Consider the following 23,631-nt stretch of genomic DNA (forward strand, 5'->3'; position numbering starts at 1 on the left):
GGAGGAATGACGTTTGGCAGATATACCGGAATATATGACCTATAGTTATTTGCGAAATTTGCGTCAGAACAACGCAGCCTGGCGGCTTTTGACCGCGGATCAGGCTGCGTTTATTGCCGCGTTTTTTTATCGGGAATTCATCGCGGGGAAACGGCGCGGCATTGAGGCGCAGGAGCTTTTGGAGCGGCTGGATCTCTTTCTGTACGACGCGCAGCGTCAGTCTGAGGGGGAGGCTTTCGGGCGTTCTCCTCAGGATTATTTGGAAATCTGGTCGGACGGCAGCCATGGCTGGCTGCGGAAATATGAGTACCGTGAGGAATGGTATTATGATCTGACCGCGCCGGCGCAAAAAGCCGTGGAGTGGCTCGTCAGCCTGCATAAGCAGGATTTTGTCGGCACGGAGTCCCGTTTGCGCACGGTATTCAATCTGCTCCATGAGATCGCGCGGGAGACGGATACGGACGTTGCTCATCGCAGGGCATGGCTTCTGGAGCAGCAGGAAAAGATCGCGGCGGAGCTGGATGAGCTTGAGCGCAGCGGTGTGGTGAAGCCGCGTCTGGACGAGGTTCAGATCAAGGAGCGGTTCCTGCAGGCGGAAAGCACGGCGCGGGCGATTTTGGCGGATTTTCGTGAGGTCGAGGAGAATTTTCGCGAACTCACGCGTCAGGTCCGGGATGATGTGGTCAAATGGACGCGCGGCAAAGGGGAACTGCTGGAAAAAATTTTTCATGAGAGCGACATCATCCGTCATTCGGAGCAGGGACGCAGCTTTATGGCGTTCTGGCGCTATCTCATGATGTCCCGCCAGCAGGAGGATTTTCGGGCGACGCTGGAGCAGGTGTCTCAGGCGGAGCCGGTGCATGAACTTTTGGCTGAGCATCCGATCGCGTCCATCAACCGGGAATGGGTGCGTGCGGCAGGTTCTGTCCAGCAGACGCTGGGACAGCTTTCCGCGCAGCTGCGCCGCTATGTGGACGAGGATTATCTGCGGGAGGAGCGTACCATTTATCAGCTGATCCGGCGCATTGAAACGGCGGCCGTAGATCTGCGCGCAGATACGCCGGAGAAACCGGTCATGACGATTCAGGATATGGCGCCGGAGATTCAGCTGCCGATGGACCGGCGTCTTTATGCGGCGCCTCATGCGACGAAGCTGGAAAGCCCTGCCCTGCAGGCGGGAAGCGGAGCCGACGGATCACTTCGCGCGATTTTCGATCAGGTCGTCGTCGATCCGGAGCGACTGCAGGCGAATCTCCATGCGCTTCTGGCCGAACGCCCGGCGGTGACGCTGTCCGAGGTGTTGGCCGTTTATCCGCTGGAACAGGGGCTGCCTGAGTTGCTGACGTATCTGGTTCTGGCCAGTCATGAGGCCGGAGAGGCGTTTGATGCGGAGGCCGTGGATCGTATTTTGTTTGAACGGGACGGCCGGAAGTGGCTGGCGGTCTGCGACCGCGTTGTCTTTCGAAGGGAGGATCGGTAATGGAGCCGGTAGAGGAGAAGCTGTCCGTGACGGAGACAGGCGAAAGCCCGCAGGAGCAGGCTTTTTCACGCGCGGCGATTATGCTGCTGAAAGGCGTGGTCAGCCGCGGGCAGGATGAAGCGCTCTGGCAGGAAATTCTTAATCAAAAGACCAGTCTGCAGGATTATTTCCATCGGATCGGTCTGGCGATGGTCGTCGATGAGCTGGACGAATTTGCCTGGCTGAAACAGGCGGAGGATTCCGGACTGCCGCGCCTCGTGCCGCGCTATCCGCTGAGCTACAATCTGTCCATGCTGCTGGTGCAGCTGAGAAAGATGCTTGGCGAGCATAATCCCGTCGGGGTGAGCGGTCGGGTGATCGTGCGCTTTGACGACATGCTGCGCTGCATGGAGCCGTTTCTGCCGGTTCAGGCGAATGAGATGAAAGTGCGCCAGACGGTCGAACATCTGATCCGGGCGGCGGCGCGCATGGGATTTTTGCTCAGGATCAAGGAAGGCGGAGAGGACTATGAAGTGCGTCCGATACTGCGCCACTTTGTCGATGCGCAATGGCTGGATGAATTTGCCCGGAAATTGGAGGAGTATGAGGCCCTGGGACGGGAGCGCCGCCGCGATGGGGAAAGCCGGACCGATGCGGAGGAAGGAGGTTTGATGGATGAATTTGTTCGAAATGAAAAAGGAAGCCGGTGAGATTCCGCTGGGCTTTCGCCTGCAGCGGCTGGAGGTTTACAACTGGGGGACGTTCCATCAGAAGGTCTGGACGCTGGAGCTGAACGGCGATACCTCCCTGCTCACCGGGGATGTCGGCTCGGGCAAATCGACGCTGGTTGATGCGATCCTCACGCTGCTGGTTCCGCCGCGCAGGGTGACGTACAATAAAGCGGCTGATTCGAGCGCCAGAGAGCGGAGCCTGACCTCCTATGTGCGCGGTTACTATGGACAGAAGCGGACCGAGGACGGCGGCGGACGCCCGGAGGCCCTGCGCGGCAAGGATCAGTACAGTGTGGTACTCGGCGTATTCAGCGACCGCAACTTCGGCAGCACGGTGACGCTGGCACAGGTATTCTGGTTCCCAGATGAGGCGGCGTCTTACCCTCAGCGTTTTTATGTGTTCGCGAAGAAGCCGCTGGCCATCACAGAGCGCTTCTCTTCCATCGGCGGAGATATGCGCGCGTTCCGGCGGCAGTTGGAAAAGGATGCCTTTATCCATACGTTTGAGGATTATCCGCCGTACAGCCATGAATTCCGGAAGGTTTTCGGCATCCGTCAGGTACAGGCGATGGATCTGTTTCAGCAGACGGTATCGATGAAAAAAGTGGACAGCCTTACCGGGTTTGTGCGTCAGAACATGCTGGAAGCGCCGGACACGCAGCAGGAAGTCGATCTCATGCTGCGCCAGTATCATGACCTCGAGGCCGCGCATCAGGCCGTGGAGCGGGCCAGAAATCAGCAGAAATGCCTGCTGCCGATCGAGTCGCTGGGCCGGGAATACGAGGAAGCCGGCCGCCGCAGGAAGGAATATGCGTCGATGCAGGAGCTTCTGCCCGGCTGGTTTGCGGGCAAGTCGTGGAAGGCGCATGAAGGGATGCTGCAGCAGATTGAGGAGCAGCTGCATCTGCTGGGACAGCGCATCGAGGATGGGAGCGGCCGGCTTGACGCGCTCCGACGGCAGCTCGCGGATGTCCGGCAGGAAATGGCCCGCAATGGCGGGCAGCAGCTCGATGAAGTCCGCCATCAGCTCGAACTTCAGCAGCAGAAGAAAGGGCAGTGCGAAGCAGCCCGGCGGTCTTATCGGGAGCAGATGGATAAGCTGGGGCTTTCTATGCCGGAGTCTGCGGAGCAGTTCCGGGATAATCAGAACGCTATGGCGGAACGCGCGAAGGACATAGAGCGTGAGCTGGAGGAATATGCCGTCGACGCGGCGGATATTGAGGCGAACCGGCGGGAAGCCGCGGCGGAGGAAAAGCAGCTCGACGAAGAGATCCGCTCGCTGTCCGGCCGCAAATCGAATATCCCGAATGTATTTGTGACGCTGCGCGGTCAGCTCTGCCGCGATCTCGGCCTGGCCGAGACGGAAATGCCGTTTGCCGGAGAGCTCATGGCCGTGCGGGAAGAGGAGTCCGAGTGGGAAGGCGCTTTGGAGCGGCTGCTGCATGGCTTCGGCATTTCCCTGCTCGTTCCGGACGCACATTACGGCGAGGTCGCCGGATGGATGGAGAAGCATGACCTCCGCCTGAAACTCGTTTATTTCCGCGTACCGGACTATGTCGAACCCGTGGACTGGAATCGGCTTCCGGATGAGGCGGCCTGCCGCAAGCTGCGGCTGCGGGAGGACTCGCCCTGCCTGAACTGGATGCAGAGCGAGCTGGCCGCCCGGTTCCGTCATATCTGCTGCGAGTCGATGCAGGAATTCCGTCAGGCGAAATTTGCGCTTACTTTGCATGGACAGGTCAAGACCGGCGGCCGCCGGCATGAAAAGGACGATCGGCGCGCCTTAAATAACCGCCGCGATTTTGTGCTGGGATTTTCCAATCTCCGAAAGATTCGTTCGCTGCAGGAAGAGCGGGAAACGAAGCGGGAAGAGCAGAAGTTCTTCGGAGAAAAGCTAAGAGCGAACAAGGCGGAGCAGAAGAAGCGGCAGTCCGCAAAGGATGCGATCATGCTTGCCGGCCAGATTCAGACCTTTTCCGTGCTCGATATCGCGCCGATTGACCGTCAGATCGCACAGCTGGCTGCGCGGGAGGCCGAGCTGCGGCAGAAAAGCGATATTTATCGCCGGCTGCAGGAAGACGAACAGAAGCTGCTGCGCGAAATCGGCCTGCTGGAGCCGAAGCTGGCGCAGCAGCGCGACGAGCGGGGACGACTGCAGGAGCGCTGCGACACTACGCGCAGCAAAATGGCGGAGGAAGCCATGCTCATGGAAGAGTCGCCGGCTGAGGAACAGAAGATCGTGTATCCTCTGCTTGAGCAGCATGCCGCTGACGCCTTGAGCGATCCGGCTTTCGATTTGCGCCTTCAGTCCAGACAGATGGCCGATTATGGGCGCTGGCTGCAGCGGGAGGGCGCGAAGCAGGACGAGATCCTGCACCGTCATGGTCAGGAGCTCACGCAGCGCATGGCTGAATACCGGCAGAAGTGGCCCGAATCCAGCGCGGATCTCCTTTGCTCGCCTGAGGCCGCGCCGGACTATATCGCGGTGCTCGACCGGCTGCGGACGGATGATCTGCCCAAGTTCGAGGGGCGTTTCCGCGAGCTGCTGCGGGAAAATACCATCAATCAGATTGCCTTATTCCATACGCATCTTTTGGATGCCTGTCAGGAAATCGAAGACCGCATCGGGCGGATCAACCGGTCGCTTGCGGAGATCGATTACAATGAGGGGCGCTATATCCAGATCGAATGCAGCCGGGCCGTCAGTGATATGATTCGCCAGTTTCAGGATGATCTTCGCGCCTGCACCGATGATGCGCTGACCGGGCTTTCCGACGATACCTACAGCGAACAGAAATTCCGGCAGGTTTCCAGACTGCTTGAGCGGCTGCAGGGACGCCCCGGCTCTGCCGACCTCGATGCGCGGTGGCGCCGGGAGGTCATCGATGTGCGGAACTGGTATACGTTCGCAGCTTCGGAGCGCTGGCGCAATCCCGCGCCGGATCAGGACGACGAGTACGAGCATTATACGGACTCGGGCGGCAAATCCGGCGGGCAGAAGGAGAAACTGGCCTATACGATTTTGGCGGCCAGCATTGTCTACAATTTCGGCCTTGAGGGGAAAAGGGCCGGAGAGCAGTCGTTCCGCTTTGTCGTCATCGATGAAGCATTCCTCAAGAGCTCCGACGAGTCGGCCCGCTTCGGGCTGGAACTGTTCCGGAAGCTTGACCTCCAGCTGCTCGTTGTCACGCCGCTTCTTAAAATCGCTACGATCGAGCCGTTTGTATCGCATGTCGGCTTCGTCTATCAGAAGGACGAAGAACATCAATCGTATCTTCGCAATCTGACGATTGAGGAGCTGCGCGATGAGCGTCAGAACTATGAGAAGAGCCATTAAAAAGATATTGCACCGCGCTTAAGCGTGCATTATAATAAAGGCACAGGAGTATGTCTGCCTGAACGGGTTACAGGATGTAAAGGAAGGAAAGAAGGAATATCTATGGGTATATCGGCAGTCAGCATCACGACGCTAACGAATTTCCCACAGATGAATCGGGAAATCACCGTTAAGGGACAGCAGGCGGCCAGCGCGCGGAGCGAACAGGCTGCGTCCTACACCAAAGTCTCCAACTTTGGCAATGAGACAAAGCTCGGAACGAGCAAATTCCAGCAGGCCAATAAGCAGGCCGACCAGATCGGCATGGAAAAGACCTCGCAGCTCATGGACAAGGCGAAATCGTATTTTCGCGTGTCGAACTTTGGCAACGAGACCAATCTGGGCAAGAGCAAGTTCCAGCAGATTAACGCACAGATCATGAAAGTCCGCGAACAGGCGTATACACAGTTTCGCGATTTTCAGCAGAAAGCCACGGGAACGACCGTGGATATCGGAGCGTAAGTCGTCCGGTCGTCGGATACAGCAGACAATAAGGCGGATAATCGGTCTAACCGGCCGATTATCCGCCTTATTATGATGGGAACGCTGTTATACGAAGCGGCAGACATGATCTACGGCGATATCCGAGAATCCGTAGGCTTCGGCCTTGGTCAGATGACCGTTGGCGACGGCGTGGATTTTCTCCAGTAAACGGGCGCCGCTTTCCTCCAGACTCCATTCGCCGCGAATGATGGCGGAGAGATCGACATCCATGTTGTCTTCCATCCAGCTGAAGGTATGTTCGTTGGCGGTCACTTTGAGCACCGGTACAATGGCATTGCCGGTTGGCGTACCGCGGCCGGTTGTGAAGATAATCGCTTGACATCCCGCGGCGGCCATGGAAGTGACGGAGGAAATATCATAACCAGCCGTGTCCATGACTATGGCGCCGCGCTTTGTCGGACGCGCTGCCTGTTCAAGCACCTCGACGATGGGACGCGTGCCGCCCTTGCGGATGCAGCCCAGACTCTTTTCATCCAATGTGGAAAGGCCGCCGGCCTTATTTCCCGGAGTCGGTTGGCCGGCGCGGCAGTCCTGTCCGGCAGCCAGCAAATGACGTTCATAGTCTTCGCAAATTTTGATGATCTGGTCGTGAATTTCCGGGGAAGCCGCCCGACGGGCCAGCACATGTTCGCCGCCGATCCACTCGATGGACTCGCTCATGATGGTCGAAGCGCCCAGATCGATCAGGCGGTCGCTCAGATTGCCGACGGCCGGATTGGAGGCTATGCCCGAGGTTGCGTCGCTTCCGCCGCATTCGATTCCCATGAGAAATTCACTCATGGGGAAGGCCTCTTTCTGCTGCTGCCCCGCTTCGGCAGCCATTTCCCGGGCGGCCCGGACGGCTTTTTCGATGGTTTTTAACGTGCCGCCTTCTTCCTGAATCCCAAAGGATACGACCGGCTTGCTGGTTTGCGCCTGAATTTTTTTCCGAAGCTCATCGTGAGGTACGGTTTCACATCCCAGTCCGATGATAACGACGCCATAGACATTGGGATTCCATGCGAACCCGGTCAGCACTTTCTGGCTCATAGCGGTATTGGCCGCTACATCGCTGCAGCCGGTATTAAATACAATATTGACCGCGCCGCGGACCTGACTGGCTACGATGCGGCAGGTCTCGCTGCCGCAGGCGCACGTGGGCAGGATCAGCACATGATTGCGAATGCCCGGACGTCCTTCCGCTCTCCGATACCCGTAGAATTCCATGTTAAACCTCCCCTTTCGTCAGAAGATATTCCCTGCTGTAATCGCGCGGTATGCTCCGGATATTTTTCTCTGATACCCAGGCGCCGGGCTGAATCTCTGCCAGAGCTTCGCCGATCACCTCGCCATATTTGTATACCCGGTCCCCTTTTTTGATGGCAGTCCGTGCGATTTTGTGCCAGCAGGGAATTTCTTCCGCCGCGGCGATTTCCGCACTGCCGCCGCCGGAGCATTTTACCAGATCACCGGGACGGACTTCGCTGGTACAGGTGGCTACATTGTCCTTTTCGTCCAGAAGAATGGCTCGTTTTTCCATGAGAATCTCCTTCCTTTCTTTTCCTTTGCTGAGTTTATCATATCGCTTCGTCGGGAAAAAGAAAAATACACATCGGCAATATACCTATTGAAAAAAGCAATGTATTTTATTATAAATAGGATCGCTTTCTGCTATACTGGAAGGGAGGAGGGGCTTCTATGAACATTCAGCAAATGCAATATTATCGCGAGGTATGCCGGTGGCAGAATATCACGCGCGCCGCACAGGAACTGCATATCGCACAGCCGACGCTGAGTCTTGCGATGCAGGCCATCGAGCAGGAAACCGGACTGAATCTTTTTCGCCATGCAGGGCGCAATATCCGGATGACTGCGGAGGGAGAGATACTGTATCGTCAGGTAGAGCGCATGCTGCGCCAGTTTGCCCGTTTCGAGTCCGGCATCAAGACGCTGGCGCGCCGGCACAGCTGTCTGCAGCTGGCACTGCCGGCTCAGCTCGGCACATTGATTCTGCCGCTGCTGCTCGGTGAATTTCGCCGTCAGCATCCGGATATCCAGCTGGAAATCACTGAGCCGTCTGCGCTTGAAGCACTGGATATGGTCGAGAAAGAAGAAGCGGACCTTGCCATCGTTCATGACGGGGATATCCGGTCCGGCCTGACTTCACGGAGCCTGGCTTCCTGGCCGGTATGCCTGTGCCTCCGCCGTGATCATCCATGGGCCGGACGCGCGTCCGTCACGCTGGCGGAAGCGGCGTCGCTTCCCCTTGTCATGCTGGGCCATAACTCCATGGTGACCCGGAAGCTTTTGGAGCGGTTTCAGCTGGATCATCTTCAACCGGAAATCCTTCATTTCTCCATGCATCTGTCTACCATTTGGAATCTGGTCGAAAAACAGGTCGCAGCCGGCATTGTCACCGGCCATGCGATTCTCGCGCACAGCGGGCTTTGCACGGTTCCGATCGAAGGTCTGCAGCAGTGCAGTTATCTTTTTACCAAAACAGGACGGCAGATTCATCCGGATCAAAAATGCCTCATGCAGTTTATCCGGAACGCGTTTTCTTCCCAGCAGATTGCCGGCTGATCGCCCTATCGCCCTGTAAATGGCGGCCGTGAAAGGCGGCGGTCTCTTTTCTGCGCGTCGCGTGGTCTATCCTTTCGTAAAGCCGGCGCAGCTGTAACAACTGTTACAGTATTTTTGCCCCGGGCTTGCTATAATGATTCCAGTAGAACAAACGAAACCCATTCTGTGTAGGATGATATTCAGCAGGAAACGATTGGAAAGGGAGAGTGTGAGTATGGAGAACAAAATGTTTTGCTTTCAGTGTCAGGAAACGGCCGGCTGCAAGGGCTGCACGCAGGTTGGCGTCTGCGGCAAGAAGCCGGAGGTCGCTGCCATGCAGGATCTGCTCATTTATGTGACGAAGGGGCTGTCTGCCGTTACGACACGCTTGCGTGCGGAAGGCAAGAAGGTTTCGGCACAGGTCAATCATCTCGTCACCCTGAATCTTTTTGTGACGATCACGAACGCGAACTTTGACCGGGAAGCGATCGTTGCCCGGATCCGGGAGACGCTGTCGGTGAAACAGGAACTGCTCTCCCGGTTGGACAGCAAGGAGGGCCTGCCTGAGGCGGCCGGCTGGAACGGCGATCCGTCCGACTTTGACGCCAAGGCGAAGGGCGTCGGCGTCCTCGCTACGGAAAACGAGGATGTGCGCAGCCTGCGCGAGCTCATTACCTATGGACTCAAAGGACTGGCTGCCTATGAAAAGCATGCCAATGTGCTGGGCGGCGAGGATGAATCCATCGACGCGTTTGTCCAGTCGGCACTGTCCAGACTTCTGGATGACAGCCTGACTGCGGAAGATCTGACGGCGCTGACGCTGGAAACCGGAAAGTACGGTGTGGCTGGCATGGCGCTGCTCGGCAAGGCAAACACGGGCCGTTACGGCAATCCGGAGCTTACCAAGGTCAGCCTTGGCGTCTGCAAGAATCCGGCGATTCTCATTTCCGGTCACGACCTCAAGGATCTTGAGATGCTGCTGGAGCAGACGCAGGGAACCGGCGTAGATGTTTATACGCATGGCGAAATGCTGCCGGCGCATTACTATCCGAAGTTCAAGAAGTATGCGAACTTTGTCGGCAACTACGGCAATGCCTGGTGGAAACAGAAGGAAGAGTTCGAGCAGTTTAACGGGCCGGTTCTGCTGACGACGAACTGCCTGGTTCCGCCGAAAGACAGCTATAAGAGCCGTGTGTTCACGACGGGTGCGGTCGGCTTCCCGGGCTGCCCGCATATCGATGCCGCGGCGGACGGTACGAAGGATTTCACGCCGCTCATCGAGATGGCAAAGAAATGCCCCGCTCCGACAGAGCTGGAGCAGGGACAGATCGTCGGCGGCTTTGCGCATGAGCAGGTATTCGCTCTGGCGGACAAGGTCGTTGAGGCGGTGAAGTCCGGCGCGATCCGCAAGTTCGTGGTCATGGCCGGCTGCGACGGCCGCATGAAGAGCCGCGAGTATTATACGGAATTTGCCAAAGCGCTGCCGAAGGATACGGTGATCCTCACGGCCGGCTGCGCGAAGTACAAGTACATCAAACTGCAGGAGGAGCTCGGCGATATCGGCGGTATTCCGCGCGTGCTCGACGCCGGACAGTGCAACGATTCGTACAGCCTTGCCCTTATCGCGCTGAAGCTCAAGGAGGTATTCGGTCTGGCGGATGTCAATGAGCTGCCGATCGTTTACAACATCGCATGGTATGAGCAGAAAGCCGTTATCGTCCTTTTGGCTCTGCTGCACCTCGGTGTCAAGAATATCCATCTCGGACCGACGCTTCCGGCGTTCCTTTCCCCGAATGTGGCCAAGGTTCTTGTCGAGAACTTCGGCATCGGCGGCATCACGAACGTGGAGGATGATATTCGGACGATGATCGGCTGATCTGTCCGTAAGACAAAGAGATCGGTTCGCTTCCGGCCGGACGGGCGGAACGGCAATACAAAGAGGGCCGCATGTTACAAGCATGCGGCCCTCTTTTGTATTTGGGGTAAGGGGATTCGTTATTTGGCTTTCTGATGTGCGCCGGGATAATGCAGCTTCAGCAAAGAGCCGTTTTCATCAGAAGATACCGGATTGCTGGCGGATGATGATGCCGCGGCCGGGGCTGCATCGTTTACAGTAATGGCTCCGTTGCTCACATCGGCTGCCTGAATGGTGACGGCGCCGGTTGTGCCGAGGCTGAGTCTGGTCGTTGCGCCGTTCGTGGCGATCTGAACCGTTTGCTCCGTTTTTTCTGCGGTATTGTCCGGATGGACGGCAGCCTGTACCGTGGTGTAGGTCGGGGTTTCACTGCGGGACAGCCCTGTTTTTTCTGTGATGGTCAGGGCAGACGCATTGCTGCTGTCCTGTACGATATAGTAGTTTTTCCCTGCGTTTACGGTACTTCCATCGACGCTTCCGGTCAGACTGTAGGTGCCGACGGCGGTCGGAGCCGATCCGCCGGTTGTTGTATAGGCGATCGTATGGCCGTCCAGCACCGAGGCGTCATCGCCGTTGACAAAGCCGCTTACCGTTCCGCTGTAAGGCGTTTCGCTCGTCCAGTCACTCTGTACAAGCGAACCGTCCTTTGAGGTATAGCCCGTATGCGAAGCCCAGCCGCTCTGCACCGTTACGTTGTCGGCTGTCATGGTCAGCGGCGCGCGCTCGACCGTGGCAGTGGAAGTCAGCGTGTTGTTTGCTCCGGTAACGTTGTAGTTCTTGAGATCGGTGACGGTGGTTGAGAGCGTATAGGTGCCGACATCCTGTGTGACGCGCCCGTTTGTGCCGTCACCCGTATTCGTATAAGTCAGGCCGAGGGACGAGACGGTATCGCCGTTGACCAGTCCGGTTCCGCCTTCGCCGGTCCCGACGATGGTATATTTCGAGGTGTCGAAAGCGGTGCCGTATGTCGTGCTGACATCGTTGAGTTTTACGTTGTCGAGGTCGAGCGTAGCCTTCGTGACCGTGGCTTTGGCGGTATTGGTATCGTACTCAATGGTATAGTTTTTTGAGGAGCCGAAGTCTGCCGTCAGGGTATAAGTGCCGACATCCTGCGTGACTCGTCCGTTTGTTCCGTCTGCTTCGCCTTCGTTGGTGATCGTCATGGAGCTGGCGATGTCGCTGTTCGAGTCGCCGTTGACAGCGCCTTCTACCGTCAGGGCTTTGGCATTGTCAAAGGCGGTTCCGTAGGTCGTTGTGATATCGTTGACTGTGGCTTTAAGCTTGGCCTTGTTCACCGTAACCGTACCTTTTTTTCCGGTTACCACATCATAGTTTTTCAGGGTTGAGCCATTGTCCGTGATCGTGAGATCGTAGGTTCCGGCATCGTTAGTCGTGCGGCCTTCTTCGGTCGAGAGCGCGCCGTTGTTTACCGTTACATTGATCTGATGCGTGCTGTCCTGAATCGAGTCGAGCGTATCTTCTCCCTTGAGGCTGGATGCGTCCGCGGAGTAGGCCGACTGAGTGGTGTTTCCGCTGGAATCGGTATAATAGATGGTGCTGTTGCCATAGGTCATGGCAGCATTATTGACATTGATGAGCAGCTTTGCCTTATTGATTTTGAGTGTCGGCGTTCCGACCAGATTGTAGCCGGTGGCGCTGGTCGAGTAGACGGTGCCTCCTTCGTAGGTTCCGGCGTCTTTTCCGCTGGCAATATCGGAGGAAACACTGAGCTTTGTGCCGTCCAGTGAGGAGTCGGCGGCGGTGTAGTCTGAGACGGAAACGGACTGATTGTACCCGTTATACGTCTTTTCGATGACCGGTGTGTCTACCGTTGTAAGGCCGACTTTCAGCAGGGGCAGGGAGGTGCCGTCGTACTGCCGCCAGACGCCGCTTCCTGTGCCGGTCGTATCCACATCCCAGCCGGCATAGGCGGACGTATGGAGCAGCTCGTCGTAGGTTTTTTCGCTGCCGCCGCCGGTATACGCATAAGAAAGCGTTTCTCCGTTGCTGTTTGTCGAGGCGTAGTACGCATCGCTGACGGTATCGCTTTTCCCGCTGCCGATGATCGCGGATACTTTCCCTTCCCCGACGGCCGACGGCGCATTGACTGCATGTGAGATGGTTCCCGCGTTGTTGCCGACGATACCGGCTGTATTGGACTGACCTGTGATTGTGCCGGTATTGACGGCATAGGAAAGCGAGGTGCCGGTTTCCATGACGCCGACGATGCCGCCGGCATTTTTCTGGCCGGTGGTTACCGCCCCCGCGTTAGAGGCGTTGGTGATCGAAGAGGCATTGGCAAGCCGCCCGGCGATACCGCCGATATACTGGCTGTTGCTGGCATTGCCGGTTACCTCCCCGGTATTGAGCACATTGGTCATGACCGATCCGGAGCTTTCGCCGACAATGCCGCCGGTTTGTTTTGCACCGGTTACACTGGCGGCATTCCGGCTCGCTGAGATCGTATCGCCGTTTTGCTGATAGCCGACGATGCCGCCGACGTAGCTGTTTCCGCTCACGGACCCGGAAACGCTGGCATTTTCGGTGGTCGAGGCTTTGCTGTAACCTGCGATACCTCCGACTTTGCTGCTGGATCCGCTGATGGTTCCGCTGATGCTGACGTTTTTGATGGTATTGCTGTCACTGTATCCGACCAGCCCGCCGACCGATTGTCCGCCCGTGACGGTTTCATTGGCGAGATTGACGTTGCGGATGCCCGCTTTCTTTGCGTAGCCGAACAGGCCGACATTATTGGTGCTGGTTCCGCCGTTGCTGCTGGAAATCGTCAGGTTGCTGATGGTGAAGCCGCCGCCGTCGAAAATCCCGCTGAAAGCATTGCCGCCGCCTATGCCGGAGAACGAAAAGCCTTTGGCATCGATGTCGCCGCCGACCATATAATTCCCGCTGAGGTTGTTTTGCATGTTTTGCAGCTCATAGACGTTGCGCACGAGCATGCAGTCGTTGATGGTTTTATCCGTTCCGGAAAGATCGGAAGCCTTGTAGCCCAGTGCGGATGCGGACAGGCTGCTGTCGGCATTGCCGGAGGTGTACTGAGTCGTATTGACGCTTGTGGCTTCACTGCCGGTTGAATAACCGGCGTCGATATCCCCGGCGGCTTTGATGGTGACATCGGTCAGCGGCGAAGAGCCGTCGCTGGTGATGTTTGTCGTGTTGGTGAGTACGATGTCATTCCCTTCCAGTGTGACGCTGTTTGCCTGCAGGCGGCCCTGATTTACGATGTCGCCGGATGCGGACGAGGCGGTGCTCAGCGGATTGCCGCCGCTGGAAAAGGCGCTTTGGTCAACGCTGCCAAGCGGGCGCGTCGAAGCGACAAGGCTGCCGACATTTACTTGCGCGTTTGAACCAAACAGGATGCCGTTCGGGTTGATGAGGTAGATGGTTCCGCCGCCGGAAAGTAGTCCGTCAATGGTTGATTTTGTCGCGCCGTGAACCAGATTCAGATAGTTGCTGCTGTCAAAGGCGACGGTTTCGCCTTTTGCAATCGAGAACGTCTGCCAGTTCAGCACATTGTTGGCGCTCTTGCCGGTGATGTTCATCGTCTTGTCTGCCGTGCTGATGGAGGCAGCGGCAGAATTATCGTAAGTCCCCTGGCTCGGCAGGGCGAGAGCCGCCGGCGTAATGGCAAAAAGGCCGAGCGAGAGCGTGGAAAGCGTCAGCAGGATGTTGCGTGCCAGCCGGCGCTGATAGCTTTTTGTATGCATAAGTTCCTCCTGTCGTAAGATGATAAAGCGAATGCCGGATCGAAACGTCTATGTTACCAGATTTTGCCGGCCATGAACCACAAGCGGTGATTGGACGCTGCGTCGTCTGTGGCGTTTTTGTCCAGACCGATGCGCCGGGCATAATCGAGTCGGAGGAAATAGTCATCGGGGCGGGTATAGGACATACCGAGTCCCCAGCCGGACAGGTGCATGGAAGGATAAGTCCCGTCCTTGCTGCCACGGCTGTAGCCGTTATCGTAGAATGAACAAAGCGTCAGGCCGGGAACGCTGGTGTGATAGCGCAGCTCTGCCGAAGCCAGTCCGCCAACATCGCCCGCTCCTTCACCCTGCGGATAGGCACGCACGCCATTTGCACCGCCGAGATAGAACTGCTCGGAACTGTCAAGATTGCGGCTGGCAAGCTGTCCCTGCGCCCTTACGAGCAGATCCCAGCGGCGGTTGAATCCCTGCACGGAAGTCATGTCGATCACACCCTTGGTGAAACGGCCTTTGGCGTGGCTGTACATGGCGTTTTGCTTGGCATAGTCGGAGACCATGGTCATTTGTCCGTGGGAGACCGTCACCGCGGTGTCCAGAACGTTCTTGCCAGTGCGGATGGTTTCTGCATAGCCGATATGACCTGTCTGGGAGCGGCGCTTGACATCATAATTGTAGGCGCGAAGTTCGTCTTTCAGACGGCGGTAATCGAAGCCGTACCTCAGATAGCGGCTTCGGCCGGTGGTGCGTAAAAGCGGCGTTTCCGCATACAGGCTGATGTTATCGGACTGACCGACCGCATTGATGTTTTTGAACTGACTGCCGAGCATGTAGTCGGAGCGTCCGACGGAAATGCCGGCTTTTGTCGCTGTGGTTCCATAAGGCAGATCGAAGGACGCACTGTAATTGTGCATGTGGTCATTAGATATCAGTCCGCTGATATTCAGGTGTTCGCCGTGATGATCGACGTTGTAAACGTCATCGATGAGTCCGTAACGGTAGTGGCCGGCGGCTTTTGTGCCATGATTCTCGGCATAGAGGGTGGCGCGGACATTTTTGGCATCTTCGATATGCAGCGTGAGATCGCTGGTCCCTGTCTGGCCGCCCGGGCTGAGAAGTCCTGTCGCTTTGACGGCGCCGAGATCGTTCAGGCGATACAGGACGCTTTCCAATCCGTTTGTCGTGATCGCTTTGCCGGATTTCAGGCCGCGGGTGATGCGTTCCACGACGCTGTCCTGCAGCTTGCTCTTGTTATCGATTTTGACCGAACCGTAGAGGCCCGGAAGGATCTTTATGGATAGTACGCCGTTTTGTATCCGCTGGGCGGGTGCATACGCGGCGGCAGCCGGATAACCGTGACTGCGCAGATAGACTGTGATTTCTTTTGTCATCGCATTGAGATCGTTCAATGTGACGAGGCGTCCCGTGTAGCGGGAGGCAATGCGTTTCATGGCCGTCTGGCTGACGCTCAGATTGTCTCCGGATACCGAAATGTCCTTCAGTTCAAACCGGGCCTGTCCTGCTGCATTGGCTGGAGCCGGCTGGTCGACCTCGACCCGGACGGCAGAGGAAGTGCCGGTCTGGGCCTTTACCTGTGCGGCATCGTCAGACAGGGACTGAGCGGCAAACACCGTGCTGCTTAATCCGAGCGACGACATCATGATGGCGCTGATCAGCGCCTTTTTTTTGCTGACAATCATCAGAAAATCCCTCTTTTCCTAAGGTTACAATATGTTTCATTATAAAGACCGGATTTTATAATGACCTTGGCAGAGATTTCGACGGATTTCGGATTGTTTTTTATCCTCCCTTCGATTGTATTGTATCATTTTTTCGGATTTGCCAATTATATAGAAAATTTAGCAATTCATATAAAATCTTTAGAAAAGCAGGAAAAAACAATAATTTTATAATAAAACGATAAGAAATATATAAGAAACAGATAGTTAACAATAGCAAATATCGTCCGATTGTTTATCGGTTTCGTTAAAATCCGTTAAAATTTTATAGGGTAATCTAAAATTTTTCTCTGTTCATCCGCATGGGAAGAAGGTATGATTTGTTTCGTAAACAGGTGTAAGTAATTACATCGATGATGCAGATTGGGGATGCAGACCGGAAACGCACCTTGTCTGTTTGGTTTTCGACGGAGATTCAGGACAGCCGATGTGAATGTCAACGAAAGACTGCGGTGCAATGCCGCGGTTTGCTTGAAGGGGAGAGTATGATGAATAAAAGGAAGCTGATGCTGGGGCTGGCCTGTCTGGCTGCGGTCAATGTCAGTGCCGTGGCAGAGGCCGGGGCGAATCCGTTCGCCTGTGTGCCGTTTGAAAGCGGTCTTTACGAGGACGTAGCAGCCCTGGTGCATGATGGTCTGATCTATGGATATACCGACAGCACCTTTGACGCGAAGCATCCGCTGAGCCGTTATGAGATGGCCATCTTCACGGGCAAGGCATTGACGGGCTATCAGAGTGCGGGGCCGGAGGATCGGGCCCGCATCACGAAGCTGGCGACGCAGTTCCGCGATGAGCTGGCCGGGATGGGCGCTTCTCTGCCGGGGACTCAGAAAAGCAGAAGCAGCCGGAAAAAGACGGGCGGCGAGAGCGGCGGAAGCAAGGGCCGGATCGGCAATGTGGAGATTACCGGACATATCGAGCATCTTTGGAATGCCGAGCGCAAGACGTATACGAATGAAACAAAAGCCAGCAGCCGATACAAGAACTCGACGGAAGACAAGTATTTCGATCTTGAAGTTCAGCTCAATGCCAAGGCAAATCTCGGCGGCGGCTGGACAGGAAACGTCGGTTTTTACGGGGCGAAGGACCGCGGCGGCATCGTGCGGGCCAATGAAAACATCGACGGTCATTTTGACATCACGCGCGCCTACTTTATGGGGCCGGTCAATAAGAGGGCCACGCTGGAGGTTGGTCGCGATAAGAGCGCGACATTCAAGAGCATCGTTATGGGCGAGTATTGGAACGGCGCGCGCTGGTCGCAGCGGATCAATAAAAATCTTACGCTGAACTTCACCTATGCCAAACCGGACTATAACAAAAAGACGCAGATTTCCGGAGCGACATATACCTCATCGACGTATAAATACAAAGACGGACAGTGGGTGAAGAACAGTCCGAATTATCAGAAGACCGGGCAGTCGCTTCCTTCGGAGGCGACGACGGGCGGAAACCTGCCGTCTTCGTATGAGTATACTTATACGAAAAATGGAGATACGTATAAGACTGTTTACAGCGATCCGGTGTTCACGTATACGGATCCGCGCAGTGTAGCTCAGACTTATGTCAATCCGGGAGGCAGCTCGATTACGTTTGAGTCCATTGAAGCGAATTACCGCTTCAGTCCGAAGTGGCGCATGGATCTTGGCTGGTGGCAGACGCACGCGCATTTTTTGGCGACGAATCCATACAGTTCCAAGAAAACGGTGTTGGATGCGCAGAACCTTTATAATAATCAGGAATATGCCAACACGCATCTCGGCGAAATGCGTCTGTTCTATCAGCCGACGCGCAAGTGGGCCTTTTCGGCAAACCTTACGAAATCAGATCGTTCGGAGCAGAATACCGCTTGGATGGCCGGCGTATCGTACGGACGCTACAGCTCGCAGCAGCCGCACAGCTGGCAGACCACCCTGCATTATGGGCGCTGCGGACGTGAAGCCTATATTAAGAGCGGGTCGGATATGAAGAATGATATGTGCGGCGGCAAGGGACTGGAGTATTATTTCTACTATGTGCCGACGAAGAACATTGTCACGACGTTCCGCTACCTGCGCGTCAAACCGATCGATATTCCGCTCGGCGGAAGCGGACAGCTTGCCCCGTTTGTACAGAGCGAGTATCGTGCGGAAATCGACTGGTACTTCTGATACCGGGATGGCTGTGCAAGGGAAGGGGAACATGCCGATTCCATTCCCTTGCGGGCCGTCCCTTTGCGAAGCGGATAGCGTTTCAGAAAGGAACGATCATGAATCCTAAGAAATTTTGGCGGCGTTCGCAGCTGGCGGCTTTGCTGTTGACGCTGACCGTGCCGTTACCGGCGGCTCTGCCGCCCGTCGTGTCTGCCGCGGTACAGACGAATGCCGCAGCGCAGCAGCCTGCCGCGATGCAGAAGGTGATCATTCAGGGGGAGCAGGAGCTTCCCGTGCAGGCTATTGTCGACCAGAGCGCAGGCTCTGTCAGACAAAATGCCGCCGGGCAGTGGGTCTGCCCGACCATCAAACAGGCATTGGCTCAGATCAAGAAAATGAAGCTGGACTCTGCGGCTGTTTTGCTGAAGCCGGGCATTTACCGCGAAAAGCTTACGATTAAGCAGCCGAATCTTACCTTGGCGGGAATGACCTCGCCGGAATATACGATGATTGTCTTTGACGATGCCGAAGGAACGCCGGTGCGGCCAGAAGATGCGGCCAGCGGGCGCAAGCTTTATGGCCTGTCGGGATCGCCGACTTTTAAAATCCATGAGGATGCGGTCAATTTTCAGGCCGTCAATCTGACCTTTTCCAATGACTTTGTTCCGGAAGATTATCCGGAAATGAAGAACCGTCAGGCGCTGGCTATCAAGAACAGCTCCGATGGAAGCAGCTTTTGGAACTGCCGCTTTTTGGGGCGGCAGGATACGCTTTATGCCGATGCCGGCCGTCAATATTATAAGAACTGCTATATTGAGGGGGATGTAGACTTCATCTTCGGAGCGGGAACCGCCGTATTCGAGGATTGTGAGATCCATTCCGTAAATCGTGAAGGTGATGTCAAGGGATTTGTCACGGCGCCGAGCACTCCGGCCGGGAAACCCGGCTTCCTGTTCAACCGCTGTCATCTGACCTGCGGATTTGACGATGGCGTGGCTTATCTTGGACGTCCCTGGCATCCGTCTTCCGCGCAGTCTCCGGTGAGCTCGGCGGTTACCTTCCGCAACTGCCTGATCGAAGATTTCATTGCGGAGGACGGGTGGTCGCCGATGGCGAATAAAGGCGGCATTTCGGAGCCGAAGGATAACCGCATGTTTGAATACCAGAATACCGGCGACGGGGCCAGAATCACCAAGCCCCGCCGACAGCTCAGTGAAGCGCAGGCCAAGGATTATACAACCAAGGCGTTTTTCAGCGGCTGGGTGCCGGAGACGGTGTTTGTCCGCTGAAGAGGATATAAGGAAAGGGGCTGAGTTTTATCATTATGAAGAGTAAGGTTTGGAAATGCGCAGTAACCGCTGCCGCCTGTCTTGGACTGATGCTTCCTATGAGCGGAGGAGGGGCAGCGCCTGCCGCGCCGACGGGACTGAAGGTTCCGGCACTATCGGCGGATGACAGCAGCGTACTGCTTCTGTGGGACCGCCCGGTGAAGGGCGATACGGCTGCCTATTATAACATCTATGCAAACGGGCAGCGCATCGGCTCGACCAAGACGCTGCAGGACACGGCAGCCGGCCGTGAGATTAAGAACTTTGCGGCGGAGAATCCGGAACTCTGCGGTGATCTGCTTCGTCAGCATAACTACGAAGTCCGGAATCTCAAACCGGAAACAACGTATGCCTTCACAGTTCGCGCCGTCGATAAAAACGGTGCAGAATCCTCTGATTCCGCAACGGTCAATCAAATGACAAAGGCTGTGCCGACCGTAGTCCGGATCACGGATTATGGTGCCGTCGGCGATGGAAAAACGGTCAATACGGCAGCTCTGCAGCGCGCGATCAATGCCGTGCCTGCAGGCGGCGTGCTGGAGATTCCGCAGGGGACCTTTGTTTCCGGCGCGGTCCAGCTGAAAAGCGACATGACGCTGAGACTCGATGAAGGGGCTGTGCTTTTGGAATCAGCGGATCCTGCCGACCTCGTCATGCAGAAAAACGGCCGGTATAACGGGCTGCTCAACGCCGATTCGGTCGAAAATCTGCGCATTGTCGGCGCGGGCGCGATCGATGGCAACGGCTGGACGATGGATGCGTCCGGAACGAAATATCTGAAAGCGAAGAATAAAGAAAACAAAGGGCTGCGCGATGATCGTCATGTCCTGAACATCGGCATTGCGGCAAAGAACCAGACGCAGGCCCAGATCGATGCCGGGCTGGCGTTTAAAAAAGCCTATAATGCGCGCTCGACGACGGTCATCCTGAAACACGTCAAAGGGCTTTATCTGGAAGGCGTCACGTTCCGCAATCCGGCCATGCACATGCTGACCGTGGAAGGCGACGATGTTCTTCTGAACAACGTCAACGTCCGCACGTACGATGCGAACAATGGAGATGGCATTGACTATGACGGAAAGGGACTGACGATCGTCAACTCCTTCTTCGATACGGGAGATGATGCCATCAACTTCAGCGCTGGTATCGGCAAAAAGGCCACGGCGCTCCCGCCGGTCAGCGATATCTGGCTTTTCAATAATTACGTCGCCCATGGACACGGCGGTATTGTACTTGGCAGTCATACGGCATCCTGGATTGAAAACATGCTCGCAGAGGATAATGTTTTCAACAAGACCGAAATCAGCCTGCGCTGCAAAACCGGTCAGGGAGTCGGCGGCGGCGGACGAAATGTCACCTTCCGGCACAACGTAGCCAAGGACATGAAACGGCAGGGAATCATCTTTACGACCGCCTATACCGATGTCAATGCGGTCGGCTCCTTTGAACCCGCCGATCCGGGACAGTTCCACGACATTCTGGTCGAGGACTGCGCCATCGATGGTACGGGCAAAGCGGCCATCGAGATCGACGGGCTGCCGGAAATGCCGCATCGCAGCATCACGTTCCGCAACATTCGCTTTACGCGCACACATGAAAACATCGTAAACAATGCTCAGGACATCGTCTGCGAAAACGTAACCTACGACTATGCAAAATAACCCATTCCGTTCTGTGCAAACCTTCTACTTACAATAAACCCAGAAAAATACAACGCACAGACTTCAAACAAGCTGCAGCCATTTTCCCCGGCTGCAGCTTGTTGTATTACGGGGCAAGGCGAAAGAAGCAGGCGGCTGACCGGTCATGTTGACCCGTCAGCCGCCTGCTTCTTTCGCTATTCATGTTTTTCTTTTGCGTTCTTTAGGCTGTCCCGCCTTTTTGCGGCGGATTTACAATCTAAGTGCAATAGCTCCCAGGCAATTCAATGATGGCAAAACTCATGTGCTGCCGTAAAACGTTGTCGGGGAATGGCCACGATCGTCGTACGCGACATCCCTCCGCGGTGTCACTGCTGTTCTGCGTACTCGGGGAAGGCAATGGAATTTTCTTTGAAGATGTGGATGAAGATGTCGTCGAAGAGGGCCTCCATCGTTGCGTAGGTGTGGCGGAAGGTCGGGCAGGCATCCTCCGGCGGCGTGAAGTTGTCGGTGAGCTCCTGAATCTCCTTGATGACGTCGCCTGCGCCCGTGTGTTCCTCTTCGAGCTGGTGGACGAGGTCGAGCGTCGCTTTGTCCGGGTGCGGATGCTGGCGCATCAGCGGGAAGACGAGCTGTTCTTCCTTGGCAAAGTGCTCCTCAAGCTCGGCCTTGAGGCCCGCGTAGAGGTGGTGGAGGCGCGTGAGCATCTCGCCGTGATGCGGATAGTGGACGATGAGGATCTTGTTGAGGAGATCCTCCGTCTCGGCCATGAGTTTGCGATCCGTGACGTGGTGCGTCGCTTCGAGATCATCGAGCATCTCTGTGACCTTGAGGTCCTTGAACGACTCGATGTCGGCGTGCACATCCTTCGCCGCCGTCGGACGGGCCGCGACCTCGTTGAGTTCCGCGAGGAACTTCTCGATGTCCATGCCCTTCTCGCGGAGGGCAATCGAGATTGCCTCATGCCCGCCGCAGCAGTAGTCGAGATGCAGGCCGTTGAGGAACCCGATCGTGTTCGGGTGCGCCTTGACAACATCGGCAAGAGTCATATCTTTCGTGATCATACTATCGCTTCCTTTTCTATTTGTATGGTTCGTGTCGTTACCGTGGTTTGTCCATCCCGTTGCCTTGTTTCCGGGACTTTTTCAGTATATAGGATGATGGCAGCTGGTTCTGTAACATCCGGTACAGAAAGATTGCTTTGTTTATAACTAAAAAACAGGCATGTGCTGCAGTTTTCCTGCGACACATGCCTGTTTCATTTCATTCATGGATCTGTCAGTTCAAATAGCCCATTTCGATCTCGTCGACCTTGTTGTTCTCGATTTCGAAGACGAAGCCGAGACTCTTGTCATCATCGCAGTAGTAGATGTACTTGTCGCCGCGGATCTTGTCGGGCTCGCCGTAGGCTGCCTTGACGGCGTCAAGGGTGGAGCCGGCTTCGATGCCGGCGGCTGTCTTGATGCCATTGTGGCGGGAGATCTCGATGTGGCGTGCGTAGCCATCTACGAACTTCAATTCGAAGGAATCGCCGTACTCGTATTCTGTGACCTCGCCGTTCCACAGAGGATGGTGTTTCGTCTCCACCTCTGTCGGCGTGCCGTACACCTGCCGGACGTAGTCCGCAGAAGCCCCGTACTCAATGCCGCCTGCGACGAGCGCCGATGATGGGACAGCTGCCGAGCAGACTGCTGCGCCCATCGTCAGAACAGCACCAGCAGCCAGTGAAGGAATCCATTTTTTTATCATGATCATCTCCCTTTCCATGCATCTAAATAGAATAAAGTTTTATTTTATTATACAGAACCTGCATGAAAACCGCATGAAATAGAAGCTGCACTCAGGGAGGGAAGGCTGCCTCAAAGGAGATCGGGGATGCCGCAGTGGGCTTCGGCGAGGCTGCCGCCTCCGAGCCCTTGATGCCCTCCGGATGGTTGTGCGCCGCCGCAGCGCATCCCGCGAGCGAAAGTTTTAGTCTGCCATGAAAATGTTATCAAATTCCCTGTGCTGATGGGAGATACGAGGAACCGCGTGGTTATTGGGATGGCGGGATGGTGGATTTGTTAGTTGGTCGATTAGTGGCATTTAGTGGATTTTCGTTTCCAACAGTATATGGTTTGTGAACCCACTTTTTACCCGCTGAAAAGGATTTTACAAAACTATTCTATTGGTAGGAAAAAGTGATTTTTAAGTTATGAATTGTCATGGTTTGTGTCCATGATATAAGTACATTTTTTAGGAAAGATGTGGAAGATATAGCTCCCCGGCAGAATTGACTTTTGCCGGGGATTTTTTTTGTCAGGGGAGATTCGAACGATTTGACAAAATTTCGAACGATTATTTATTATGCTAAAGGGGTTAAGAATGCTTATGATGAAAGGCTTGACGGGCGATAGGTGGAAAAACGTGTGTGATTCGTTCGAACGATTCGGCATATTTTTGTACGATTCTATTGGTTAAGGAATGGCTGGCGAGCCTAAAATGGGGAATGTGTCAGCCGACTGCTAAGGCGTCTCCCGCCCGGCGCTGTCTCTGCTTTGGTGGACGCTG

The 23,631-nt window shown here is 55.7% G+C and carries 15 protein-coding genes; 9 read left to right on the forward strand and 6 right to left on the reverse strand.

The features are described from left to right. Window positions 1–13 precede the first annotated feature (13 nt). From FYJ78_RS11720 to FYJ78_RS11735, 4 genes are all read left to right on the forward strand, one after another. Window positions 14–1,480 (forward strand): DUF3375 domain-containing protein, encoded by a 1,467-nt coding sequence (locus FYJ78_RS11720; RefSeq protein ID WP_154621574.1) that lies wholly within the window; start codon window positions 14–16, stop codon window positions 1,478–1,480. After that, window positions 1,480–2,169, forward strand: coding sequence for a DUF4194 domain-containing protein (locus tag FYJ78_RS11725; protein WP_154621575.1), 690 nt, complete (start codon window positions 1,480–1,482; stop codon window positions 2,167–2,169). The genes FYJ78_RS11720 and FYJ78_RS11725 overlap by 1 nt, the downstream gene beginning before the upstream one ends. Next, a complete protein-coding gene (locus tag FYJ78_RS11730) occupies window positions 2,135–5,527 on the forward strand; it encodes an ATP-binding protein (protein ID WP_154621576.1) in 3,393 nt (1,130 codons plus the stop codon). Before FYJ78_RS11725 ends, FYJ78_RS11730 begins: the two co-directional genes overlap by 35 nt. A gap of 102 nt (window positions 5,528–5,629) precedes the next feature. Next, a complete protein-coding gene (locus tag FYJ78_RS11735; RefSeq protein ID WP_154621577.1) occupies window positions 5,630–6,028 on the forward strand; it encodes a hypothetical protein in 399 nt (132 codons plus the stop codon). An 87-nt stretch (window positions 6,029–6,115) separates the two neighbouring features. Here the strand turns inward: FYJ78_RS11735 and FYJ78_RS11740 are convergent, their stop codons facing one another. Both FYJ78_RS11740 and FYJ78_RS11745 read right to left on the reverse strand, forming a co-directional pair. Beyond that, window positions 6,116–7,276, reverse strand: coding sequence for a UxaA family hydrolase (locus FYJ78_RS11740; protein ID WP_154621578.1), 1,161 nt, complete (start codon window positions 7,274–7,276; stop codon window positions 6,116–6,118). A gap of 1 nt (window position 7,277) precedes the next feature. Further along, the gene (locus FYJ78_RS11745; RefSeq protein ID WP_154621579.1) at window positions 7,278–7,589 is read right to left on the reverse strand and encodes a UxaA family hydrolase; all 312 of its coding nucleotides are present in this window, start codon (window positions 7,587–7,589) and stop codon (window positions 7,278–7,280) included. Window positions 7,590–7,747: 158 nt separating this feature from the next. Between FYJ78_RS11745 and FYJ78_RS11750 the strand changes: the two genes are divergently transcribed. Beyond that, the gene (locus FYJ78_RS11750; protein ID WP_235900045.1) at window positions 7,748–8,632 is read left to right on the forward strand and encodes a LysR family transcriptional regulator; all 885 of its coding nucleotides are present in this window, start codon (window positions 7,748–7,750) and stop codon (window positions 8,630–8,632) included. 214 nt (window positions 8,633–8,846) lie between these two features. Continuing rightward, the gene (gene hcp / locus FYJ78_RS11755) at window positions 8,847–10,487 is read left to right on the forward strand and encodes a hydroxylamine reductase (protein WP_154621581.1); all 1,641 of its coding nucleotides are present in this window, start codon (window positions 8,847–8,849) and stop codon (window positions 10,485–10,487) included. A 119-nt stretch (window positions 10,488–10,606) separates the two neighbouring features. Here hcp and FYJ78_RS11760 read toward each other — a convergent pair whose 3' ends face one another. Further along, window positions 10,607–14,248, reverse strand: coding sequence for a beta strand repeat-containing protein (locus FYJ78_RS11760; protein ID WP_154621582.1), 3,642 nt, complete (start codon window positions 14,246–14,248; stop codon window positions 10,607–10,609). A gap of 53 nt (window positions 14,249–14,301) precedes the next feature. Continuing rightward, window positions 14,302–15,945: a ShlB/FhaC/HecB family hemolysin secretion/activation protein gene (locus FYJ78_RS11765; protein WP_154621583.1), complete on the reverse strand. Its 1,644-nt coding sequence runs from the start codon at window positions 15,943–15,945 to the stop codon at window positions 14,302–14,304. A 527-nt stretch (window positions 15,946–16,472) separates the two neighbouring features. On the opposite strand from FYJ78_RS11765, the gene FYJ78_RS11770 reads away from it, so the two are divergent. The 3 genes from FYJ78_RS11770 (at window position 16,473) to FYJ78_RS11780 (ending at window position 21,102) form a co-directional block, all read left to right on the forward strand. After that, window positions 16,473–18,131 (forward strand): hypothetical protein, encoded by a 1,659-nt coding sequence (locus FYJ78_RS11770; protein WP_154621584.1) that lies wholly within the window; start codon window positions 16,473–16,475, stop codon window positions 18,129–18,131. Between the two features lie 98 nt (window positions 18,132–18,229). Next, entirely contained in the window at window positions 18,230–19,402 is a 1,173-nt protein-coding gene (locus FYJ78_RS11775) for a pectinesterase family protein (protein ID WP_154621585.1), read from the forward strand. A gap of 35 nt (window positions 19,403–19,437) precedes the next feature. Next, window positions 19,438–21,102: a glycoside hydrolase family 28 protein gene (locus FYJ78_RS11780; RefSeq protein ID WP_154621586.1), complete on the forward strand. Its 1,665-nt coding sequence runs from the start codon at window positions 19,438–19,440 to the stop codon at window positions 21,100–21,102. Between the two features lie 347 nt (window positions 21,103–21,449). On the opposite strand, the gene FYJ78_RS11785 is transcribed toward FYJ78_RS11780, so the two are convergent. Beyond that, window positions 21,450–22,145, reverse strand: a complete 696-nt coding sequence (locus FYJ78_RS11785) for a DUF542 domain-containing protein (protein ID WP_154621587.1) — start codon at window positions 22,143–22,145, stop codon at window positions 21,450–21,452. A 214-nt stretch (window positions 22,146–22,359) separates the two neighbouring features. Next, a complete protein-coding gene (locus FYJ78_RS11790; protein ID WP_235900047.1) occupies window positions 22,360–22,848 on the reverse strand; it encodes a hypothetical protein in 489 nt (162 codons plus the stop codon). Window positions 22,849–23,631 lie beyond the last annotated feature (783 nt).

This window comes from Wylensekiella montiformis, from assembly GCF_009697385.1.
Classification (GTDB): Bacteria; Bacillota; Negativicutes; order Selenomonadales; family Selenomonadaceae; genus Selenomonas_A; species Selenomonas_A montiformis.